The sequence below is a fragment of the Pontibacillus litoralis JSM 072002 genome (genome assembly GCF_000775615.1).
GTDB lineage: Bacteria > Bacillota > Bacilli > Bacillales > BH030062 > Pontibacillus > Pontibacillus litoralis.
The window spans coordinates 38,726-56,705 of sequence record NZ_AVPG01000009.1 but is presented as its reverse complement, the minus strand read 5'-3'; the positions used below and the strand labels follow the sequence as shown (position 1 = coordinate 56,705).

Sequence of the window (17,980 nt, the reverse complement as noted above, 5' to 3'; positions counted from 1 at the left end):
TTTTCAATAATCGCTCGAGGAGTAGTAAGGGACATTCACGAAGAGGGATACCATATTCACATATAAAGCTATCACTCTAGTTTACTAGCCTTGTTGCTATTTCAAACAACCCTTGCAATTCACTAATAAGTATGCGATAGTTTAACATGAAAACAATTTCAAAAAATCATAATAAAGATGTAGGGGAACCAGTCATGCTGGTTGAAAGTGTATCCTTTAAGATACTGACCCTTTGAACCTGATCTGGCTCATACCAGCGTAGGAAACATTTGTGACGATTACATAAACGTGTAAGCTGCACATCCTAGGTATGAATCTAGGATGTTTTTTTATGTTCTCAATCGAATACCTCTCATTTTTATGCGATTTTTTAATGAATGGAGGACGCAACATGAAGAAATTATTCTTTTCTCTTTTTGCTTTAGTTGTCTTAACTGCTTGTGGAAATGAAGAAGCACCATCATCAGAAGGAAATGCAGTGAAGAAGCCTAAGCAAGAAGAAGTAACACTCGTCCTTGATTGGACACCGAATACGAACCACACTGGCCTTTATGTAGCCCAAGACAAAGGGTACTTTGAAGAGGCTGGACTTCATGTAGAAATACAATTACCTGGAGAAGCTGGTGCAGATCAGCTCGTTGCTTCTGGTAAAGCAGATTTCGGTGTGAGTGCTCAAGAAGCATTGACAGAAGCACGCGTGCAAGATATTCCTATTGTTTCGATTGGAGCAATTATTCAACATAACACATCCGGTTTTGCATCACCGAAGGATAAGAATATAACAAGTCCTGCTGATTACGAAGGGAAAACATATGGTGGCTGGGGTGCTCCTGTTGAAGAAGCCGTTATTTCCTCGATTATGAGTAAAGAGGATGCAGATGTAAATCAAGTAGAATTCATTAATATGGGGAATACAGACTTTTTCACGGCTGTAGAGCGAGATGTTGATTTTGCATGGATATACTATGGCTGGACTGGTATAGAAGCCGAATTGCGTGAACAGGAATTAAACATGCAATACTTAACCGACTACTCAGAGAAACTGGATTACTACACGCCTATTTTAACAACGAATGAGACTATGATTGAAGAAAATCCTGCAACGGTTGAAGCATTCATGCGTGCGTCAACGAAAGGATATGAATACGCAATTAATAATCCTGAAGATGCTGCGAACATATTAATCGAAGCAGTTCCAGACTTAGATGCCGAATTAGTGAAAGCATCTCAAGAATGGCTAAGTCCGAAATACCAAGATGATGCTGAGCAGTGGGGACATCAGGATGCACAAGTATGGAAAAACTATTCAGAGTGGATGTTTGACAACAATTTACTGGATAAACAACTAAATGTAGAAGAAGCTTATACAAACGAATTTCTACCAGAACAATAAGGAGTGTTACGGATGGCAAATGCATTAGTAAGTATTCAAATTATACCGAAAACCCAAAATGGGGAAGATGTGATTCCATATGTTGACGAAGCGATTACGATTATTAATGAATCAGGACTTCCTTACGAGGTTCATCCATTAGAAACGACAATCGAAGGCAATTTAGCAGACATCTTTCCTGTTATTGAGAAAATGAATGAAGCAATGGTTGCTAAAGGCTGTCCTAGCATCATTTCCCAAGTGAAGATTTTCTACAAACCATCAGGGGCTTCTATGAACCAACTAACGGAAAAGTATCGCCCATGAAGCATCTGATTCAAAAAGGATGGAGACCAACTGCGGTCCTCATCCTTTTGTTCGTGCTATGGGAATTGGCTAGCCGTTTATTTGCCATTCCTGTCTGGTTACTCCCCGCCCCGAGTGACATATGGTTAGAGGCAATAAATGGATGGGAGCAATATAATCAACACATATTATCCACGATATTGTTATCTATTACTGGGTTTACAATTGGTTCTAGTGTAGGTCTGCTTGTTGCTGTTGCCCTGCACCTATTACCGAACGTTCGAGAAGCCGTTTATCCCTTGATGATTTTATCGCAAAATATACCGATTATCGTGTTAGCTCCATTACTTGTTATCTGGTTCGGTTTCGGCTGGTTACCGAAGCTAATTGTTATTATACTCGTTTGTTTTTTCCCAATTGCCGTTTCTACGATGGATGGATTTCGCCAAACCGATCGCGAACTCATGCATTACATGAAAATGGCCGGAGCTACGAATGGACAAATATTTCGCAAAGTAGAATGGCCCCAAGCAATTCCAAGCATATTCTCCGGACTTAAGATTGCTGCAACATACAGTGTGATGGGCGCTGTGATTTCGGAATGGTTAGGTGCAAATAAAGGAATAGGTGTTTACATGACACTCGCCTCTTCCTCCTTCCGAACAGATCGCGTATTTGTTGCAATTGTTCTCATTATGACCATGAGTTTACTCTTTTTCGGGGTGATTACACAGCTAGAAAAACGAACGACGAAATGGAAACAAGAAGAGGATGAAAGCCATGGCTAAACTATCTATTGAACAGTTAGAAAAATCATTTGACGGTCAACATATTTTAGAGAACCTTTCCTTTAAGGTAGACGAGGGGGAATTTGTCTCGATTTTAGGTCCTTCTGGTAGCGGCAAAAGCACACTCTTTCATTTAATTGGCGGACTATATACACCAGATGCAGGAAATATTATCTTAGATGGGAAAACAATAAACGGCAAAAAAGGCTCAATCAGCTACATGCCTCAAAGTCATGCGTTACTTCCGTGGAGAACTATTCTCGAAAATGTGATGTTAGGGGGGGAAATCGCAGGCAAAAAGGACACTAAACGAGCACAGGAAATGATAGAAAAAGCAGGTCTCACTGGCTATGAACATGCGTATCCTAGCCAGCTTTCAGGTGGTATGAAACAGCGAGTCTCCTTTATTCGTAGCTTGCTTAGTCCTCAGCACCTCATTTGTTTAGATGAACCATTTTCTGCATTGGATGAATTCACTCGATTAGAAATGCAACACTGGTTACTATCAATTTGGGAAAAGCATAAACGCTCCATTTTATTCGTAACACATAACATTGAAGAAGCACTGTATTTGTCTGACCGCATTATCATATTGTCGAACAAGCCGGCATCTGTGCAAAAAGAAATTATCCTCCCCTTCTCAAGACCACGCCAGGAAGACATTATGCTTACAGAACAGTTCCTGCAATATAAACGAGACATTTATCGTGCACTAAAGTTCATGAATTAATATTCAGCACAAGCGACATTCCAAACGCTTGTGCTTTTCCCTTTTGAAAGTTACATAATTTTAACTTAAATCTATATCTCTCTTTACGTTTCATTAGTAATATAAGTGCAATTACATAAAGAGAGGAATTGTTTCAATGGAAAATACCTCAACACAACACACAACTCCATGTAATAAGCTACAAAAAAATCACCTAGCAGACTGGATTTTCTCCACTGCTTTTACGAAGAGTGGCAAGATTGATGATGGTTCCTTGACTTTAAAGGACACAAGCGGGAACGGAAATGACCTAGAGCTTATCACCAACAGCGAACAAGGATGGGTTCCTCCTACACCTTATATCCAATGGTCTGCTGACGGCAATTATATGAACTTTCATAATTCAAAACGTGAGAAAATCGGCCAATATTTCCAAACTGTTGCAGAAGCACCAATAAACGAAGCAACGTTCCCTTCAGGCTATACAATTGAAGTGATGATGAAATTACCACAAGACTTCTCACCAGATCAGCATAGCTGGATGGGCATTCTCACTCGACAAGGACATGCTGCAACAATTGGGAAAATGGACGGTGAGCATGAAACACTTTCGACACTGTCTGTTTCCAGTTTGCGAGAAATACAATGGTCTAGCCACCCAACCAATTTACAAGCGAATGATACGAATTGGTCCTTCACTCTTGATAGCACAGACGATTGGTACCATATTGCCATTGTGAATGATGGGAGTCATACAACCCTATACATAAATGGCGTAACGGACTTTCGTAATGCAGAGGAAGAAATGCTGGGCATTGATTATGTACCAGGTAAAGGATGGAATATTGGAGCTTCTGAATGGGGAAGTGAAATCGATACGTTATTTGCTGGAAGTATCCAGCGCATTCGAATAACTGGGGCACCACTTTCTAAAGAGCATTGGTTCGCTACAATCCAAAAAGAGGGGTTTGTTGAAAATGGCACCAATGAATCTATTCCGTTATTAACGAAGCAACATAATTATAACTTCTTATTTATTCCTGATCCGCAGAAAACCGTTCGATACATGCCAGAGTTGTTTCAAAAACAAGTGGAATGGATAACAGAATACGAGCAGCAGCTAAATCTAGCATTCACTACATTTCTAGGTGATATGGTTGACCAAAGCGATGCAGAAGAAGAATGGCACAACTCTTCATCTATCATCCAATTGCTTGATGACAGCAACACAGCCTATGTAACGATTGCCGGGAATCACGATTATGGAGATAAGGATCCTTATCTGGATTACTATTCCCCCGAACGATTTTCGCATAAACCGTATTATAAAGGCGCATCTGCATCAGGATATAGCTCCTATTCCATTGTATCGGCTGGAAGTTATGAGTATATGATTCTAGCTATCGATATGCAACACTTGAAAGTTGATAGCAAATGGGCAGAGCAAATATTAGCGCAACACCCTACTTTACCTACAATACTGGTATCTCATGAAATATTAGATATTAGCGGAGATGGAGTCTCACCTATTGAAACATGGCGTGGAAAATGGCTTTGGAATAATTTAATTTCTAATAATAACCAAATATTCCTAACAGTTAGCGGGCACAATCACGGAGCAGCATATCAAATCAAACAGAACGCTAATGGTCAAGCCGTTATCCAAATACTTGTAGACTATCAATCAAGCTACCATGGCGGAAATGGCTGGATGCGTTTTACAGAATTCGACGAAATCAACAACCAAATCATTTGCAAAACCTATTCCCCTTGGGTAGACCAATTACCGATTTCTGAACGAACCTACTTTGATGTTGCATATTTAACAGGAGAAGGAGACCATTTCACCATACCTTTTCCATTTAAAGAACGATTTGATTTTAGTTCAACCTGCTAGCTTTAATGTTAGCGGGTTTCTTTAGTGCGTTTAAATAATGAAACCTATTATAAAATATAAGCAATAGATGATTACGAGGAATACTGGATGATGCAACAATTTCCGATGTATCCCTAGCGCTTGATCTAGTGCATAGATAACCAGACTATAACTACTAACGAGAAGCAACAGAAGTAGCTGAAGTGTCACATTCCCATGCTCTGGCATAATCATTACGCCGAGCATGGCTCCCATCATCCCACCCATCGCTCCAGACACAACCCCATCCATCACCGCAAACAGATGAATCGGAATACCTGTGATTACTCCTAATACAATGGCAAGGCCCATGCTTATAAACGTAGCCAAAAACAAATCATCCAAATTGAGCGCCACCCATGTACCAACAAAAATGCCACCAATCATCCCAACCGTCATCGCAACCATCATGCCTTGCATAACAGTCATCACACCTCTATGCTTTTGTACGTAGCCCAAAAGCAAAACATGCGCAAAACTGAAGGAAAATACTGTAAACCCAAACAACATAACCATAACACCCCCCTTCTATCTATATGATGAAAGAGGGAATTACTTGTCCAATTCCTGCGAGCGCGAGCGACTTCCACCGAGCGCGAGCGACTTCCACGCGGACGCGAGCGACTTTCCACCGAGCGCGAGCGACTTTCCACCGAGCGCGAGCGACTTCCACCGGACGAGAGCGACTTCCACGCGAACGAGAGCGACTTCCACGCGAACGAGAGCGACTTCTCACCGTACGAGAGCGACTTCCACGCGAACGCGAGCGACTTCCACCGAGCGAGAGCGACTTCCACCGAGCGAGAGCGACTTCTCACCGGACGAGAGCGACTTCTCACCGTACGAGAGCGACTTTCCACCGTACGAGAGCGACTTTCCACCTCAAATTACTTTCAGCTAAGAAATTTGCTGCGACATACCATGCCAATCTCCCGCCAACAACGGCAACGTCCCATACTTTTTCCATTTTAAATTCCTCCTTGTGTTCCTTTGCTAATCAAGACGAGGAGGGAACAGGTTTTGTGACAAGATGTTAATATGAAAAGATTCTTCTCGCTATATTTACAAACTCCTCTATATATTGCTCATTGTTAGATGGGTTACGATATGTTAAATAGATTTGTCGGTAATAAGAGTCCCCGAGCGGGTATAAATATAAATCTTCAAATAATGTTAAGTACAACTTGGGACCAATAGAGATACCAAGATTAAGACTTATCATCTTTACGATGGTGTGACAATCACTAATGTAGGAATGGATAGTAGGTGTAAGGTCATGCTGTCGAAAGTATTTCTCAATTTGTTCTCGGTACGGGGCTGTCGGCATAATTATGCTATTCGATTGTAGTAACTCATCAATCGATTCTTCCCTATTTATAGATGACGCTAATAATAATTCATCTTGTAAAAACGGTATGCATATGACGTTATCCCTTTGTTTGTTCGTAAAGCCCACATCAACAACCCCATGCTCCACCCAATCATCAATTTCATCATAGGTCCCTTCAAAAAGAGCCACTTGAATCGATGGATAGGACTTGTTAAATTTTTTAATAATTTTTGGTAGCATTTGTTTGTTAACACTAGAAAAACCACCCACCTTCAGAACTCTTGGTAAAGGAGGTGAGCTGGAGAAATTCGTTTGCAATAGATTACGGTTTAACTGGAGTATTTGTTCAATAGATTCATAAGCTTTCGATCCATTTTCCGTTAGCTTAATACTTTTTGCTTCTCTTATAAATAATGTGACTCCTAATTCCTTTTCTAAACTTGAAATAGCATGACTCACTGCTGACTGCGTAAGGTTTAATTTTTCTGAAGCTCTTGTAAAGCTACCTGTTTTGATGACCTCTTCAAATATTTCATACTTCACTAGTGTCATTAATATCATTCATCCTTTATATGATAATGATTCATTTTAATTATTCATTACTCACTAGTATACTAACATTAATTGATATCAATCGATAAGAACGCGTTCTTGTTCCATTTCATTAACAAGAAGGTGAGGCATCTATGAAAAAGGTTATTATTTTAGCGATAGGAATGTTCGCACTAGGGTTTGATGCTTATGTTATAGCCGGCTTAATACCTGACATTAGCCATACATTCCAAAGAGGGCCAGCCCAAGTAGGTCAAGGGGTTAGTGTGTTTACATTATTTTATGCTTTATCTGCGCCATTTTTTGCATCATTACTTGCTGGTAAGCCAATCAAAAAAGTATTACTCATTTCTATAATAATTTTCGGAGTGGCTAATGGTCTAACCGCTTTAGCACCTAATTTCACCATCTTTATTTTGTCACGAGCTATCGCTGGAGTTGGTGCTGGTTTATTCTCCCCATTAGCTGTAGCAGGATCAACCTTGTTTGTACTTCCTGAACAGAAAGGAAGAGCATTAAGTCTAACCATAGGCGGAATGAGCATGGGAACAGTATTAGGTGTACCTATAGGACTATACATTGCCAATGTACTCAATTGGCAAGCTGCTATGTGGGTTGTCGTAGGAATAAGTATCATTGCCGCATGCTGCATATGGATTCTACTTCCACAAGTACCGATTAGCCCTCCTCCGGCGTGGAAAGAGAGATTAGCGATGTTCATTGATAAAAGGGTTACCATCACGGTATCTATTACACTTTTTGCAAGCATGGCGAGTTTAGGACTTTATACGTACTTAGCTCCTTTATTAGGAGAAATAGCAGACGTTCAAGATATCACACTTTACTTATGGGCCTGGGGACTTGGAGGGTTAGTAGGTAGTTTATCAATCGGATATTTCATCGATTATTACAAAAAATCCAAACCACTTATGCTCCTTATACTATTTACTTTAACCTTAGCAATCATTAGCATCCCAATCGTCATTAATCTCCCCTTCATCACGTATGTACCTTTCTTTATATGGGGAGTAATGGGCTGGGCATCACAAGCACCACAACAACATATTCTCATAGGTTACCAACCGAAACAAAGCAGTGCAGCAGTCGCCCTTAATAGTTCAATTAATTATTTAGGAAGTGCAATTGGGGCAACGCTTGGTGGAGTTATCATTGCAACAGGTGCAAAAACAATCACGTTAATTTATTTTGCATTTGCGATGATGCTCATTTCCATTATGCTACAATTACTAAGTATGAAAAAAGACTTTATTGGCTTAAAAAAGAAGAACACATAGCGGTTCTTCTTTTTAAGCCTTTAATAATTTGGCATTGATAGCTACGACTATAGTGCTTAAACTCATTAATACAGCTCCAACTGCTGGGCTTAGGACAACCCCAATTGGTGCAAGCACTCCTGCTGCAAGAGGGATGGCAACGATGTTGTAACCTGTTGCCCACCATAGGTTTTGGATCATTTTTTGGTATGTTTTTCTCGATAGTTCCATAATCGATACGACGTCTTTCGGATTACTTTTTACAAGGACGATATCTGCGGACTCCATTGCTACATCTGTACCAGTGCCAATCGCTATGCCTAAATCTGCTGTGACTAGCGCTGGTGCGTCGTTCACACCGTCGCCTGTCATCGCTACTTTCCATCCTTTATTTTGAATGGCTTTCACTTGATCTGCTTTTTCGTTCGGAAGTACTTCTGCATAAACTTCATCAATTCCAAGTTTCTCGGCAACCCAATTGGCGACTTGCTTGTTGTCTCCTGTTAACATAATGGAATGAATTCCTTGTTCTTTAAGCGATGCAATAGCTTCCTTTGCATCTTCCCGCACAATGTCCGCTAATGCAATCATACCAATTAGTTGCTGCTTTACGATAACGAAGACAACCGTTTTTCCTTGTTCAGATAAATTGTTAAAAGTATCTTGGTCAAATGTGTAGTTCTGCTGTTGTACATAACCTGGACTGACAACAAGCACTTCTTCTCCAGCTACAGTACCTCTTAACCCTTTTCCAGTCATAGAATCAAAAGCATCGATTCTTTCTAAAGCTAGCGATTGTTCTTCCGCTTCTTTCACAATACCTCGTGCCAACGGGTGTTCTGAATTTCGTTCTAATGAAGCTGCCCATTTCAGCACATCTTCTTCCTTATGACCTTCCATTGGATGAATGTCCGTTACACCGAATTGTCCTTTCGTCAACGTACCAGTTTTATCAAATACGACAGCATTCAACTGTCTTGCCCCTTCAAAGTTCGCACGGTTGCGTATGAGTAGTCCTTTCTTTGCTGATATCGAAGTGGAAACAGCTACCACTAACGGAGCTGCCAACCCTAAGGCGTGCGGACATGTAATCACCATCACAGTAACCATTCGCTCCATCGCAACATCTAACGAATAACCTAAAGCAAGCCATACGATGAACGTAATGATACCACTTGCTAACGCTAAGTAAAACAACCACTTCGCTGCACGGTTGGAAATATCTTGCGTTCTTGATTTCGATTCTTGTGCTTCTTTAACTAAGCCAATAACTTGGGACAGATAGGTATCATCACCTGTTTTCTTCACTTCAATTTGAATAGAACCTTCTTGGTTAACAGAACCACCTATTGCCTCTTCCCCTTCATGCTTCTCAACTGGGACAGATTCTCCTGTTAACATGGATTCATCAATCGTTGTCTTTCCTTCCTGTATATCCCCATCAACAGGAATCTTTTCCCCAGGCTTTACTAAAACTAAATCACCAGCTTGCAAATGGGATAGCGGCACATCTGTAATACTTCCATTATCCTCTACTTTATGTGCCTCACTCGGCATTAGCTTCACTAGCTCTTCTAGCGCATTTGATGCTCCCATAACAGAACGCATTTCAATCCAATGACCGAGCAGCATAATATCAATTAACGTCGCAAGCTCCCAGAAGAAATTTCCCCCTGATAAGCCAAACACAACGGCAGAGCTATACCCATAAGCAACGACAATCGCTAATGCAATCAACGTCATCATGCCTGGATTTTTCTGCTTCAACTCATCTCTTGCTCCTGTTAAAAATGGCATCCCACCATAGAAAAAAACAAACGTCGCTAAAGCGAATAAAATGTACTGATCATAAGCAAATGACCAATCAACCCCTAAAAAATGCTGAATCATCGGCGACAGTAACAGAATAGGCACCGTAATAACTAGCGATATGTAAAATCGCTTCTTAAAGTCATCGACCATCGCTCCGTGGTCATGGTGATTGTGTCCCTCTCCATGTTCATGATGTTCATGATGTTCATGATCCATATAATCCCCTCCTTTCTATATATTGTACCCTGGTATAAACGAAACTAAAACCTTTTTTTTCTTTAAAAGGATAATTAATACAAAAAGAGGGCGCCATAATGCCCCCTCTCTCTACTACTTACTATTAAAATCCATGACAATCTCTGTGCATTTGTTCTATTTGCGTATCATTCATCGTTGGATGCATGTTTTTCATCCAATTCGTCATTTCTTCCTTTTGAAAATCACTTTGCATTGGTCCCATATATCCATCATCATTTCCATGTGCTAAAACAACATTACTTATCCCAACAGCTAATAACACGGTTAACAATACAGAGAATATCTTCTTTTTCATGAGGACCCCTCCTTATTTTATTTACATAAAGTGTACCTATTTTCTATCAAGAAAGTGTGCAGAAACGATGACAAACTAATGAATGTAGGGGCAATGAACTTACGCATTTCTTTCCCACTTATAACCTACTCCCCAAACCGTTTTCAAGAAATCGTCTATTGGAAAGCCTACTTGGCGAACTTTATCCCTTAGATTGCGAACATGGGAATCAACGGTTCTTCCCTCTGTCTCCGAATGGATGTCCCACACTAGTTCAATTAACTGTTCACGGCTGTATACTCGTCCTGGATTTTTCATTAATAATCCAATCATATTAAACTCTTTAGGTGTAAGAGGAATCGACAATTGTTCATACCGAAGCTCATGCGTATCCCCATCCCACAATAGTCCATCTCGATTTATCAATGTCTCGTCTTTCGATGTCCGGCGTAACAAAGCTTCTATTCGAGCGAGTAATTCTTCTTCATCAAACGGTTTCGTCACATAATCATCCGCTCCCATTCGTAAACCTTTGACAACATCTGCTTTATGTTCAAGTGCAGTCACCATCATAATCGGTATATCTGACTTTTCCCTTATACGCATGCACGTTTCCCAGCCATCCATATGCGCCATCATGATATCGAGTAACACCAAATCAAATGATTCCTCATTAAGCTTATTAAGCGCCTCTTGACCTGAATGAACCTTTGTACAGGTATACCCATATGGCATCACATACAACTCTAATAGATCTAACATCCGCTGTTCATCATCTACAACTAACAAATGACTCATATTACAATACCTCCATTGGAATGACGATGGTTACCGTTGTCCCTTCATTTAACTCGCTAACAACGGTAACTTGACCACCATGTTTCTCCACAATTTCCTTCACGATAGATAAACCAAGTCCTGTACCACCAAATGCACGAGAGCGCGACTTATCCACACGGTATAAACGTTCAAATAGAAACGGCATATCCTCCTCAGGAATTCCATCACCCTCGTCCGCAACAGAAATTTCTAACATTCTTTTACGCTTCATTGCACGCAAGAAAATGCTGTCACCGTAATGAGAGTGCTTCACGGAGTTATCAATTAAATTCCCTAGCACTTGCTGCAAACGATGTTTATCAACGTATCCGACCAATCCCTCTTCACAACATACGTGTAAATGTAACCCTCGCTCCGCCATAATGGGATTTACTTTGTTCTTTACATGGTGTAACACATCACATAATAAAACATTCTCTTTATGGATATCGAACTCATTTTGATCCATTTTGGCTAAATCGAATAGCTGCTTCACAAGAGTAGTGACGTGATCTGTTTCTTCCATAATGACCCCCAAATAATGTTGACGATTCTCTTCAGTTATGGAATCTCTTCGCGCAATTGCCGCATATCCTTTTATATACGTAAGTGGAGTGCGTAGCTCATGGGAAATGCTTGCAAGAAAATCTTTCCGTTCTTCCTTTAACCGATCTAGTTCCTTAGACAAGGAAACGATAGAACTAGCTAACTGACCTAATTCATCTTTGCGCCTATCATTTAAATATACATTCCCTTTCCCTTTCATTAATTCCTCCGTTGCTTGTTTCATATGAATTAACGGCCGTGTAATTAAATAACTAAAGAAGACAATTGCCACCAATATAAGTAGCAAAGCAATAACACCTACAAATAGAAACTGACGCGCAAGCTGATTCACAACACGTTGAATAAGATTCGTATCGGCAAACATATATACATAACCTTTTTCTTCTTCATCTATATAAAGAGGACTTACAGTAGCAACGTATGCACTATCTTTCCATTCATCGTCTATTATTTTGCCGGCATGATGAACAGAAGTAAGCGATTGATGTATGAATGCGTCCATATGATCATCTACAAACTCTGACTGCTCCATAATTTCCTTTTCTTTATTCGTGATAACTACCGTCGTATCCGCTTCTGACTCCATCAAAGCAACATGGTGAAGCGTTTGTTCATTAAATTGCTTTTCCAATACATCCCGATGACTATTTCCTCTAGCTAATAGGTTCTGCATCACTTCCTCAACTCTACTATCAACGGCATTTGTATAAAGAATGAAGAACAACAGCCCATTTACTACTAATATAAATATAAAAATAAAGAATCCTAACTTTAACGATAATTTATTCATCCCAATCCCTCATTTATCTTATCTCTTACATTTATATTTATTGTACAACAGTCATTTCAAAAAAAAAGGAACCATTCGAAAATGATTCCTTTGTATCTATTCTGGCTGATTATCTACTTTTCCTGAATCTTTATAGAAAGGTTTGAAATTGTTATACTTTACTTCCGTCACCATTCCATTAGAAGCATGATGAAGATCATGACAATGGAATAACCAATTGCCAGGATTATTAGCCACAAACGCTACTTCATACGTTTCACCTGGCTTCACATTCAGTGTATCTTTAATAATTGGAGATCCACTTAAATGCTCTCCATTTTTACTTAACACTTGAAAGAAGTGTCCGTGCAAATGCATCGGATGAGTGGAATGATCCATACTTGAATTCTTTAATTGTACTTTAACCTTATCCCCTTTAGAAACCTTTAGCGGAGGTGTCTCAGGATAAACTTTATCATTAATCGTCCATTTCATCGCCATTTCACTATGATCCATTGTCGTTCCTAAGTCCATTGTGTATTCGACATCATAGATATCATTTAGAGTAAAAGGAGCATCTCCATCATTTCCTAATCTAGTAATATCAACTTGGTTTGCTACATCCTTATGCTCCATAAACGCACCATTTCCCTCTTCATACACCACATCGATACGCATATCCGGAGTGGCTTCCGTTTTACCGTGGCGATCAATGGTAAAATTCTTATCTCCATTCGCCACAAATTCAATATCATACCGTTCTCCCGGTGCAATTTCTAACAGTCCATCTTGCTCATTAGGTTGGTTCACCTTCTGTCCATCAACATGTGTTACTTTATATTGAACAGGAATATGCATATGATGTACAACATATCCTGCATTAATAAAGCGTAATTTCACCTTTTCCCCTTTTTCGACAGTTAATGGCTTACTTCCGTCATAAGTCTTTCCATTAATAGTATACACATCATAGGAAGACATATCATGCATCATAGAACCGTGCCCTTCACTTGACTCAGTCTCTTGATTATGATCGTTTAATTTACTAGACTCCCATTCATCTAGCACAAGTGTATAATCTTTATCTGCATCTATTCCTTCTTTCGGTTCCACTATGATAGATCCATATAAACCTTTATCGATCATCTCGGCCCCATTTTGATGCGTATGATACCAATAAGTACCTGGATCTTCCGCCACAAATTCATACGTATAACTCTCCCCTGATTGCACAGCATCTTGAGTTACACCTGGAATACCATCCTCTGAATTCGGAACAGGAATACCATGCCAATGTATCGTAGCTGACTCGTCTAAAAAATTAGTAAAGTTTACCCTTAATACATCTCCTTCTTGCACGCGAATTTGCTCACCTGGAACGGCACCATTATATGTATATGCAGTAAGCTTATTCTCCTTATCCAATTCCCATTCTGCTTCCTCTGCTGTTATCTCAACTTCTTTCACATTACGCCCCTCTGCATTAACTTGCTTTACTTCAATAAGTTCTTGTTCTTTCTTATCTACCGCCTCATCATCACTTTGTGCACAAGCAGACAACAAACTAACCATCACTATTGCACCAATAATTATATGTTTTTTCATCGCTATCTCCTCCTCCCTTCTCAACATACACCATAAATATGCAAAATGTATGCAAAGACAAAAAAAGAGTTCAGTCTAAAAACCAAACTCCTTAAATCCTTTTATAGATATCATCATACAACATTTTTAATTCTCTCCCTGCTTTACTCGTTCATACACGTGTTGGAAAAACACTTCCTCCGCCCATTGTTCAAATAGTTGCTGCGTCTCATCTGGATCTTGAGTAGTAAATAGAAGAGCTTCCCCGTTTTCGCTAATATCGTATCCTAATCGCATGAAGGTATTGTGCATTTGTTCATCTTCTATGTCACCAAAATATACCTCATATATATGCTTTTGATCATTGTATTTACAGGCAGCTTCTATATACTCCTCACATTCAGTATTGAAATATTCTAATCTCTTAAACCCTGTATAAACATAATCAACAAATTGCTCGTATTGTTCATTATATACAAACTTAACTGTCCACCCGAATAACTTCGTCGCCATCTTATAATATAGATTACTCGGTGTTAAACTAGCCTCAACGACTAACTTCGTCCCACCCTCTTCTTCTGATAAACGATACCTCGTCATGCTCACACCTTCTTTGGATCTCGTTTGCACAGTTCCTTTATACGGGGGTTCATGTTCCACAATTTCCGCATCAAACGTTAGAACCTTCTTATCGATTTTCATCGTTGTTTTAAATGTCGTACCAACTGCAATATCTTCTTCCTTACATTCATACTCATTTCCCATTACTATTGAATTCCATTGACGGACGTGATCATCTTTATGTATATAGTCATACACAAGGTCAATTGGTGCATCAATCCATTGCTCAAAACGATATACTTTCATTTCTTTCATCTATTTCATTCTCCCTTTTTTATAGATGAATTCATTATATTTACAAACACACCTAATGTAAACATTTTTCTAACGAGAGGTGTATTTATCATAAATAGACATCTATACCATCCATTCGCTATACTAGAGGAGAGATCTAATTGGTAAAGAAAAGGAGCATCATGCGATGAAGAGATTATTCCTACTCATGACCATTATGATGATCGTATTTGTTGGTTGTGAGAACCAAACGATGGAAGATGCATCAAAAGAAGACTCCCCTAATCAAAAACGTACATACGAAACAAAAATAGAAGAACTACCTGAATACACGGCTGTACAGGAGAATATTAACTTACCTACTCTTACACCATCTATCGTAAAAGATAACAACGAAAAACGAGTGATCATCTACCATAACGCTGAAGGAAAAGAAGTATACAAAAGTATTTATGTAAAAAAGAAACAACTATTCAAAATCATTGAATACTCAGAAGGAGAAATTTACAAAGAAACACTAAACGAGGAGAGATAACCCCCTCCTCGTTTTTTTATGTAAGAATCTATTCTTTACCCTCATCCGTTAATACACGAATGGAACGAATAATAATAATTAAGCCTGTGAAATTAAGCACCATACTTAACACAAGCACTATCGCCCAAACAGGCGTTGACATTGGCACTGTTACAAGTACAAATAAACATACAATACCAAGCGCGCCAAATAAAACACCTCTCAACAATTGCCCCACATTTCTCCCACCTTTCGCATTAACTACAAACTTATTATGCCAAATACTACTTCAACTGCACAACAAAAACGAGCCAACCAGAAGCTCTGATTGGCCTTTGACGAAATGAGTAATAGTGACTACAACACTTTGCAACACCAAGCAGGACCACACAAGCTAAACGGATTTCCTCTCGTATGTAAGATGAGGCTACTCACACTACAATACTCACCCTTCAAATGATGTGCCACCGCACTTGTTATCAAGCCGCCTCTGTATCACCTGACTTTATTCATCAATGGGATCTATTTCCTTCGCATCCTTCCACGCTTTAAAGTTATCTAAATCCTTTTTGACTTGCATTAACGTGAACCCAATTACCGCGGCATCATCTGTAAAGCCAAATCCTACTAAAATATCTGGAATGGTATCGATTGGGCTAACAAAGTACACAATGGCCCCTACTATGAATAACAAGGAACGATATGGTATATGTTTATAATCGCCTTTAATATACGTCTTTACAAGCTCGAACATCGTTTTTAGTGATTGTATATTCTCTTTCAAGAAGCTTTCTTTCCCCTTTGAATGACCTACCTTCTCTTCTGCTTGATGAATTAACTCCTTTAGCTTGTTCGTATCTTGTAAATATTCCTTCGCTTTACTTTGTGACTTTTCGACATGCTCATTATTCATTAAATCCTCTTCTGTCACATCTTTGTGCTTCTTTTTCCATAACATTTCCGTCACCCACCTTGTTACTCGTTAATGCCATTATACTAAAAAAGCGTACAAAATGTTGTGCAGCAAACAAAACTTACACCTCGCGAATACTCTCCACTTCCACATGTTCAAGTGCTTGCGTAGCCAATCGATCTGCTTCTCGATTGTTTTTCCTCGAAATGACGCGGAAGCTTGGCGTTAGTTTGAGCTCTTCTAGCTTTTGTTCTATGCGATCTGCCCATGTTGACAATTCGGCATCTAAACACGGCCACTCTCCACTCAATTGATGAATAACGACTTGCGAATCCCCAATAACCGTAACAGGCATTTGACGGACTCCTAATCTCTCCACCTCCACCAAAGCTAAATGAAGGGCAGCATATTCCGCTTCATTATTCGAATGGAGTTCCTCAACCCTGGCATTTTTACGCATCCGATAGCTTTTACCATTTTGTTCATAATAAATGGCACACCCTAACCCCGCTTCTTGCGTTTCTAAATCAAAGCCACCATCAAAATGTACCTTTATATGATGAGGCTCCGTTTCCATCTCTTTCACATATCGCTTCAAGTCTTTTAACGTCCAAGTTGTATCAAACGAATCTCTATAAATGATTTGCTTCACGCGACCTGTTCGTTCTAAATCCTCCCCTACTAAAATAGCCTCCCGATACTCCAGCGGCTCCGATGTAAAAGCAGTTTCCAATCCTTTTGGCAATTGATATATCCACTCCAGCGTCATATTCATATAAGCCCCACCTTTTATGATTAATTGTTTACGTTTATTAACAGAAAAAAACAAGATGCATCCGAACTGAATGCACCTTGCTGGGGTGAGATAGGAATAGGAACATATCCTGATTTTGTATCACTTTTATCGGTTCATTTAGTAGCCGATCACCAACACCTCATTTACAAATGGGTTTGATTCGTGTACTCATTGGAGTCGTTCATGGAAAAGTCTGCTGTCAACACCTCATTTTAAACGTAATGTTCAAACGAAAGTAAAGCATCTTTGTCCAACTTTGACACCTCATCTCATGGAAACACTCTATCCTATCTCAGTTATTATTGTGCATCAAAATGTGATGGATATACATTGTTTTATATTTTTTTTAATGCGTGTTGTTTCTCGACTGACTCTTCCGTTCAAAATAACTATGTAGCCTATACTCACAAATTTGTCGCGTCATCTCGTGTAGTAATTGTGCACCTTTCATACTTACGTCAATCGTCAGAGCAAACTTCTGTCCATCAAATTCGATTAATCCTTTACTTGAACCACACCATTTTTTCATTGGCATATCTGCAATTTAGGGGTAAACAAAAGATGCACGATATT

General features: G+C 39.4%; 19 protein-coding genes and 1 riboswitch. Of the genes, 7 read left to right on the top strand and 12 right to left on the bottom strand.

Going from position 1 to position 17,980, the window contains the following annotated elements; genetic code table 11:
• Nucleotides 1-171 precede the first annotated feature (171 nt).
• A riboswitch (TPP riboswitch) is annotated at nt 172-282 on the top strand.
• A gap of 109 nt (nt 283-391) precedes the next feature.
• The 5 genes from N784_RS07590 to N784_RS07570 all read left to right on the top strand — a co-directional run bounded on the left by N784_RS07590 (nt 392) and on the right by N784_RS07570 (nt 5,072).
• Nucleotides 392-1,393, top strand: coding sequence for an ABC transporter substrate-binding protein (locus N784_RS07590; RefSeq protein ID WP_036833828.1), 1,002 nt, complete (start codon nt 392-394; stop codon nt 1,391-1,393).
• 12 nt (nt 1,394-1,405) lie between these two features.
• The gene (locus N784_RS07585; RefSeq protein ID WP_036833827.1) at nt 1,406-1,699 is read left to right on the top strand and encodes a thiamine-binding protein; all 294 of its coding nucleotides are present in this window, start codon (nt 1,406-1,408) and stop codon (nt 1,697-1,699) included.
• Entirely contained in the window at nt 1,696-2,466 is a 771-nt protein-coding gene (locus N784_RS07580) for an ABC transporter permease (protein WP_036833825.1), read from the top strand. Before N784_RS07585 ends, N784_RS07580 begins: the two co-directional genes overlap by 4 nt.
• Nucleotides 2,459-3,196 (top strand): ABC transporter ATP-binding protein, encoded by a 738-nt coding sequence (locus N784_RS07575; protein WP_036833824.1) that lies wholly within the window; start codon nt 2,459-2,461, stop codon nt 3,194-3,196. The genes N784_RS07580 and N784_RS07575 overlap by 8 nt, the downstream gene beginning before the upstream one ends.
• Nucleotides 3,197-3,332: 136 nt before the next feature.
• Complete coding sequence (locus N784_RS07570) at nt 3,333-5,072, top strand: LamG-like jellyroll fold domain-containing protein (RefSeq protein ID WP_052127198.1); 1,740 nt, start codon at nt 3,333-3,335, stop codon at nt 5,070-5,072.
• 30 nt (nt 5,073-5,102) lie between these two features.
• Here N784_RS07570 and N784_RS07565 read toward each other — a convergent pair whose 3' ends face one another.
• Together N784_RS07565 and N784_RS07560 are read right to left on the bottom strand one after the other, a co-directional pair.
• Nucleotides 5,103-5,606, bottom strand: coding sequence for a hypothetical protein (locus tag N784_RS07565; protein ID WP_052127197.1), 504 nt, complete (start codon nt 5,604-5,606; stop codon nt 5,103-5,105).
• A 517-nt stretch (nt 5,607-6,123) separates the two neighbouring features.
• Nucleotides 6,124-6,972, bottom strand: coding sequence for a LysR family transcriptional regulator (locus tag N784_RS07560; protein WP_036833823.1), 849 nt, complete (start codon nt 6,970-6,972; stop codon nt 6,124-6,126).
• Between the two features lie 134 nt (nt 6,973-7,106).
• Between N784_RS07560 and N784_RS07555 the strand changes: the two genes are divergently transcribed.
• Nucleotides 7,107-8,267 (top strand): MFS transporter, encoded by a 1,161-nt coding sequence (locus N784_RS07555; RefSeq protein ID WP_036833822.1) that lies wholly within the window; start codon nt 7,107-7,109, stop codon nt 8,265-8,267.
• Nucleotides 8,268-8,279: 12 nt separating this feature from the next.
• Here the strand turns inward: N784_RS07555 and N784_RS07550 are convergent, their stop codons facing one another.
• From N784_RS07550 to N784_RS15950, 6 genes are all read right to left on the bottom strand, one after another.
• A complete protein-coding gene (locus N784_RS07550) occupies nt 8,280-10,274 on the bottom strand; it encodes a heavy metal translocating P-type ATPase (protein WP_036833821.1) in 1,995 nt (664 codons plus the stop codon).
• A gap of 124 nt (nt 10,275-10,398) precedes the next feature.
• Entirely contained in the window at nt 10,399-10,611 is a 213-nt protein-coding gene (locus N784_RS07545; protein WP_052127196.1) for a hypothetical protein, read from the bottom strand.
• Nucleotides 10,612-10,710: 99 nt separating this feature from the next.
• On the bottom strand, nt 10,711-11,388 hold the full coding sequence (locus tag N784_RS07540; protein WP_036833819.1) for a response regulator transcription factor: 678 nt from the start codon (nt 11,386-11,388) through the stop codon (nt 10,711-10,713).
• Nucleotide 11,389: 1 nt separating this feature from the next.
• Nucleotides 11,390-12,766: a sensor histidine kinase gene (locus tag N784_RS07535; RefSeq protein WP_036833817.1), complete on the bottom strand. Its 1,377-nt coding sequence runs from the start codon at nt 12,764-12,766 to the stop codon at nt 11,390-11,392.
• Between the two features lie 96 nt (nt 12,767-12,862).
• Nucleotides 12,863-14,350 (bottom strand): multicopper oxidase family protein, encoded by a 1,488-nt coding sequence (locus N784_RS07530; protein ID WP_036833816.1) that lies wholly within the window; start codon nt 14,348-14,350, stop codon nt 12,863-12,865.
• A 126-nt stretch (nt 14,351-14,476) separates the two neighbouring features.
• Nucleotides 14,477-15,205 carry an SRPBCC family protein gene (locus N784_RS15950; RefSeq protein ID WP_052127195.1) on the bottom strand — a complete coding sequence of 243 codons (729 nt, stop codon included), beginning with the start codon at nt 15,203-15,205 and terminating at the stop codon, nt 14,477-14,479.
• 166 nt (nt 15,206-15,371) lie between these two features.
• On the opposite strand from N784_RS15950, the gene N784_RS07520 reads away from it, so the two are divergent.
• Nucleotides 15,372-15,719 (top strand): hypothetical protein, encoded by a 348-nt coding sequence (locus N784_RS07520; RefSeq protein ID WP_036833814.1) that lies wholly within the window; start codon nt 15,372-15,374, stop codon nt 15,717-15,719.
• Nucleotides 15,720-15,747: 28 nt separating this feature from the next.
• On the opposite strand, the gene N784_RS07515 is transcribed toward N784_RS07520, so the two are convergent.
• The 4 genes from N784_RS07515 to N784_RS16595 all read right to left on the bottom strand — a co-directional run bounded on the left by N784_RS07515 (nt 15,748) and on the right by N784_RS16595 (nt 17,936).
• Nucleotides 15,748-15,936 carry a hypothetical protein gene (locus N784_RS07515; protein WP_036833813.1) on the bottom strand — a complete coding sequence of 63 codons (189 nt, stop codon included), beginning with the start codon at nt 15,934-15,936 and terminating at the stop codon, nt 15,748-15,750.
• A 267-nt stretch (nt 15,937-16,203) separates the two neighbouring features.
• Nucleotides 16,204-16,656 carry a YkvA family protein gene (locus N784_RS07510; RefSeq protein WP_052127194.1) on the bottom strand — a complete coding sequence of 151 codons (453 nt, stop codon included), beginning with the start codon at nt 16,654-16,656 and terminating at the stop codon, nt 16,204-16,206.
• Between the two features lie 76 nt (nt 16,657-16,732).
• Nucleotides 16,733-17,386, bottom strand: a complete 654-nt coding sequence (locus N784_RS07505; RefSeq protein ID WP_036833812.1) for a reverse transcriptase-like protein — start codon at nt 17,384-17,386, stop codon at nt 16,733-16,735.
• A 367-nt stretch (nt 17,387-17,753) separates the two neighbouring features.
• Nucleotides 17,754-17,936: a hypothetical protein gene (locus N784_RS16595; RefSeq protein ID WP_156965202.1), complete on the bottom strand. Its 183-nt coding sequence runs from the start codon at nt 17,934-17,936 to the stop codon at nt 17,754-17,756.
• Nucleotides 17,937-17,980 lie beyond the last annotated feature (44 nt).

What these genes read in the sequence shown, in the direction of transcription:
- N784_RS07590 (WP_036833828.1), top strand. Translation starts at nt 392, where the DNA reads ATGAAGAAATTATTCTTTTCTCTTTTTGCTTTAGTTGTCTTAACTGCT.
- N784_RS07585 (WP_036833827.1), top strand. Translation starts at nt 1,406, where the DNA reads ATGGCAAATGCATTAGTAAGTATTCAAATTATACCGAAAACCCAAAAT.
- N784_RS07580 (WP_036833825.1), top strand. Translation starts at nt 1,696, where the DNA reads ATGAAGCATCTGATTCAAAAAGGATGGAGACCAACTGCGGTCCTCATC.
- N784_RS07575 (WP_036833824.1), top strand. Translation starts at nt 2,459, where the DNA reads ATGGCTAAACTATCTATTGAACAGTTAGAAAAATCATTTGACGGTCAA.
- N784_RS07570 (WP_052127198.1), top strand. Translation starts at nt 3,333, where the DNA reads ATGGAAAATACCTCAACACAACACACAACTCCATGTAATAAGCTACAA.
- N784_RS07565 (WP_052127197.1), bottom strand. Translation starts at nt 5,606, where the DNA reads ATGGTTATGTTGTTTGGGTTTACAGTATTTTCCTTCAGTTTTGCGCAT.
- N784_RS07560 (WP_036833823.1), bottom strand. Translation starts at nt 6,972, where the DNA reads ATGACACTAGTGAAGTATGAAATATTTGAAGAGGTCATCAAAACAGGT.
- N784_RS07555 (WP_036833822.1), top strand. Translation starts at nt 7,107, where the DNA reads ATGAAAAAGGTTATTATTTTAGCGATAGGAATGTTCGCACTAGGGTTT.
- N784_RS07550 (WP_036833821.1), bottom strand. Translation starts at nt 10,274, where the DNA reads ATGGATCATGAACATCATGAACATCATGAACATGGAGAGGGACACAAT.
- N784_RS07545 (WP_052127196.1), bottom strand. Translation starts at nt 10,611, where the DNA reads ATGAAAAAGAAGATATTCTCTGTATTGTTAACCGTGTTATTAGCTGTT.
- N784_RS07540 (WP_036833819.1), bottom strand. Translation starts at nt 11,388, where the DNA reads ATGAGTCATTTGTTAGTTGTAGATGATGAACAGCGGATGTTAGATCTA.
- N784_RS07535 (WP_036833817.1), bottom strand. Translation starts at nt 12,766, where the DNA reads ATGAATAAATTATCGTTAAAGTTAGGATTCTTTATTTTTATATTTATA.
- N784_RS07530 (WP_036833816.1), bottom strand. Translation starts at nt 14,350, where the DNA reads ATGAAAAAACATATAATTATTGGTGCAATAGTGATGGTTAGTTTGTTG.
- N784_RS15950 (WP_052127195.1), bottom strand. Translation starts at nt 15,205, where the DNA reads ATGAAAGAAATGAAAGTATATCGTTTTGAGCAATGGATTGATGCACCA.
- N784_RS07520 (WP_036833814.1), top strand. Translation starts at nt 15,372, where the DNA reads ATGAAGAGATTATTCCTACTCATGACCATTATGATGATCGTATTTGTT.
- N784_RS07510 (WP_052127194.1), bottom strand. Translation starts at nt 16,656, where the DNA reads ATGTTATGGAAAAAGAAGCACAAAGATGTGACAGAAGAGGATTTAATG.
- N784_RS07505 (WP_036833812.1), bottom strand. Translation starts at nt 17,386, where the DNA reads ATGAATATGACGCTGGAGTGGATATATCAATTGCCAAAAGGATTGGAA.
- N784_RS16595 (WP_156965202.1), bottom strand. Translation starts at nt 17,936, where the DNA reads ATGAAAAAATGGTGTGGTTCAAGTAAAGGATTAATCGAATTTGATGGA.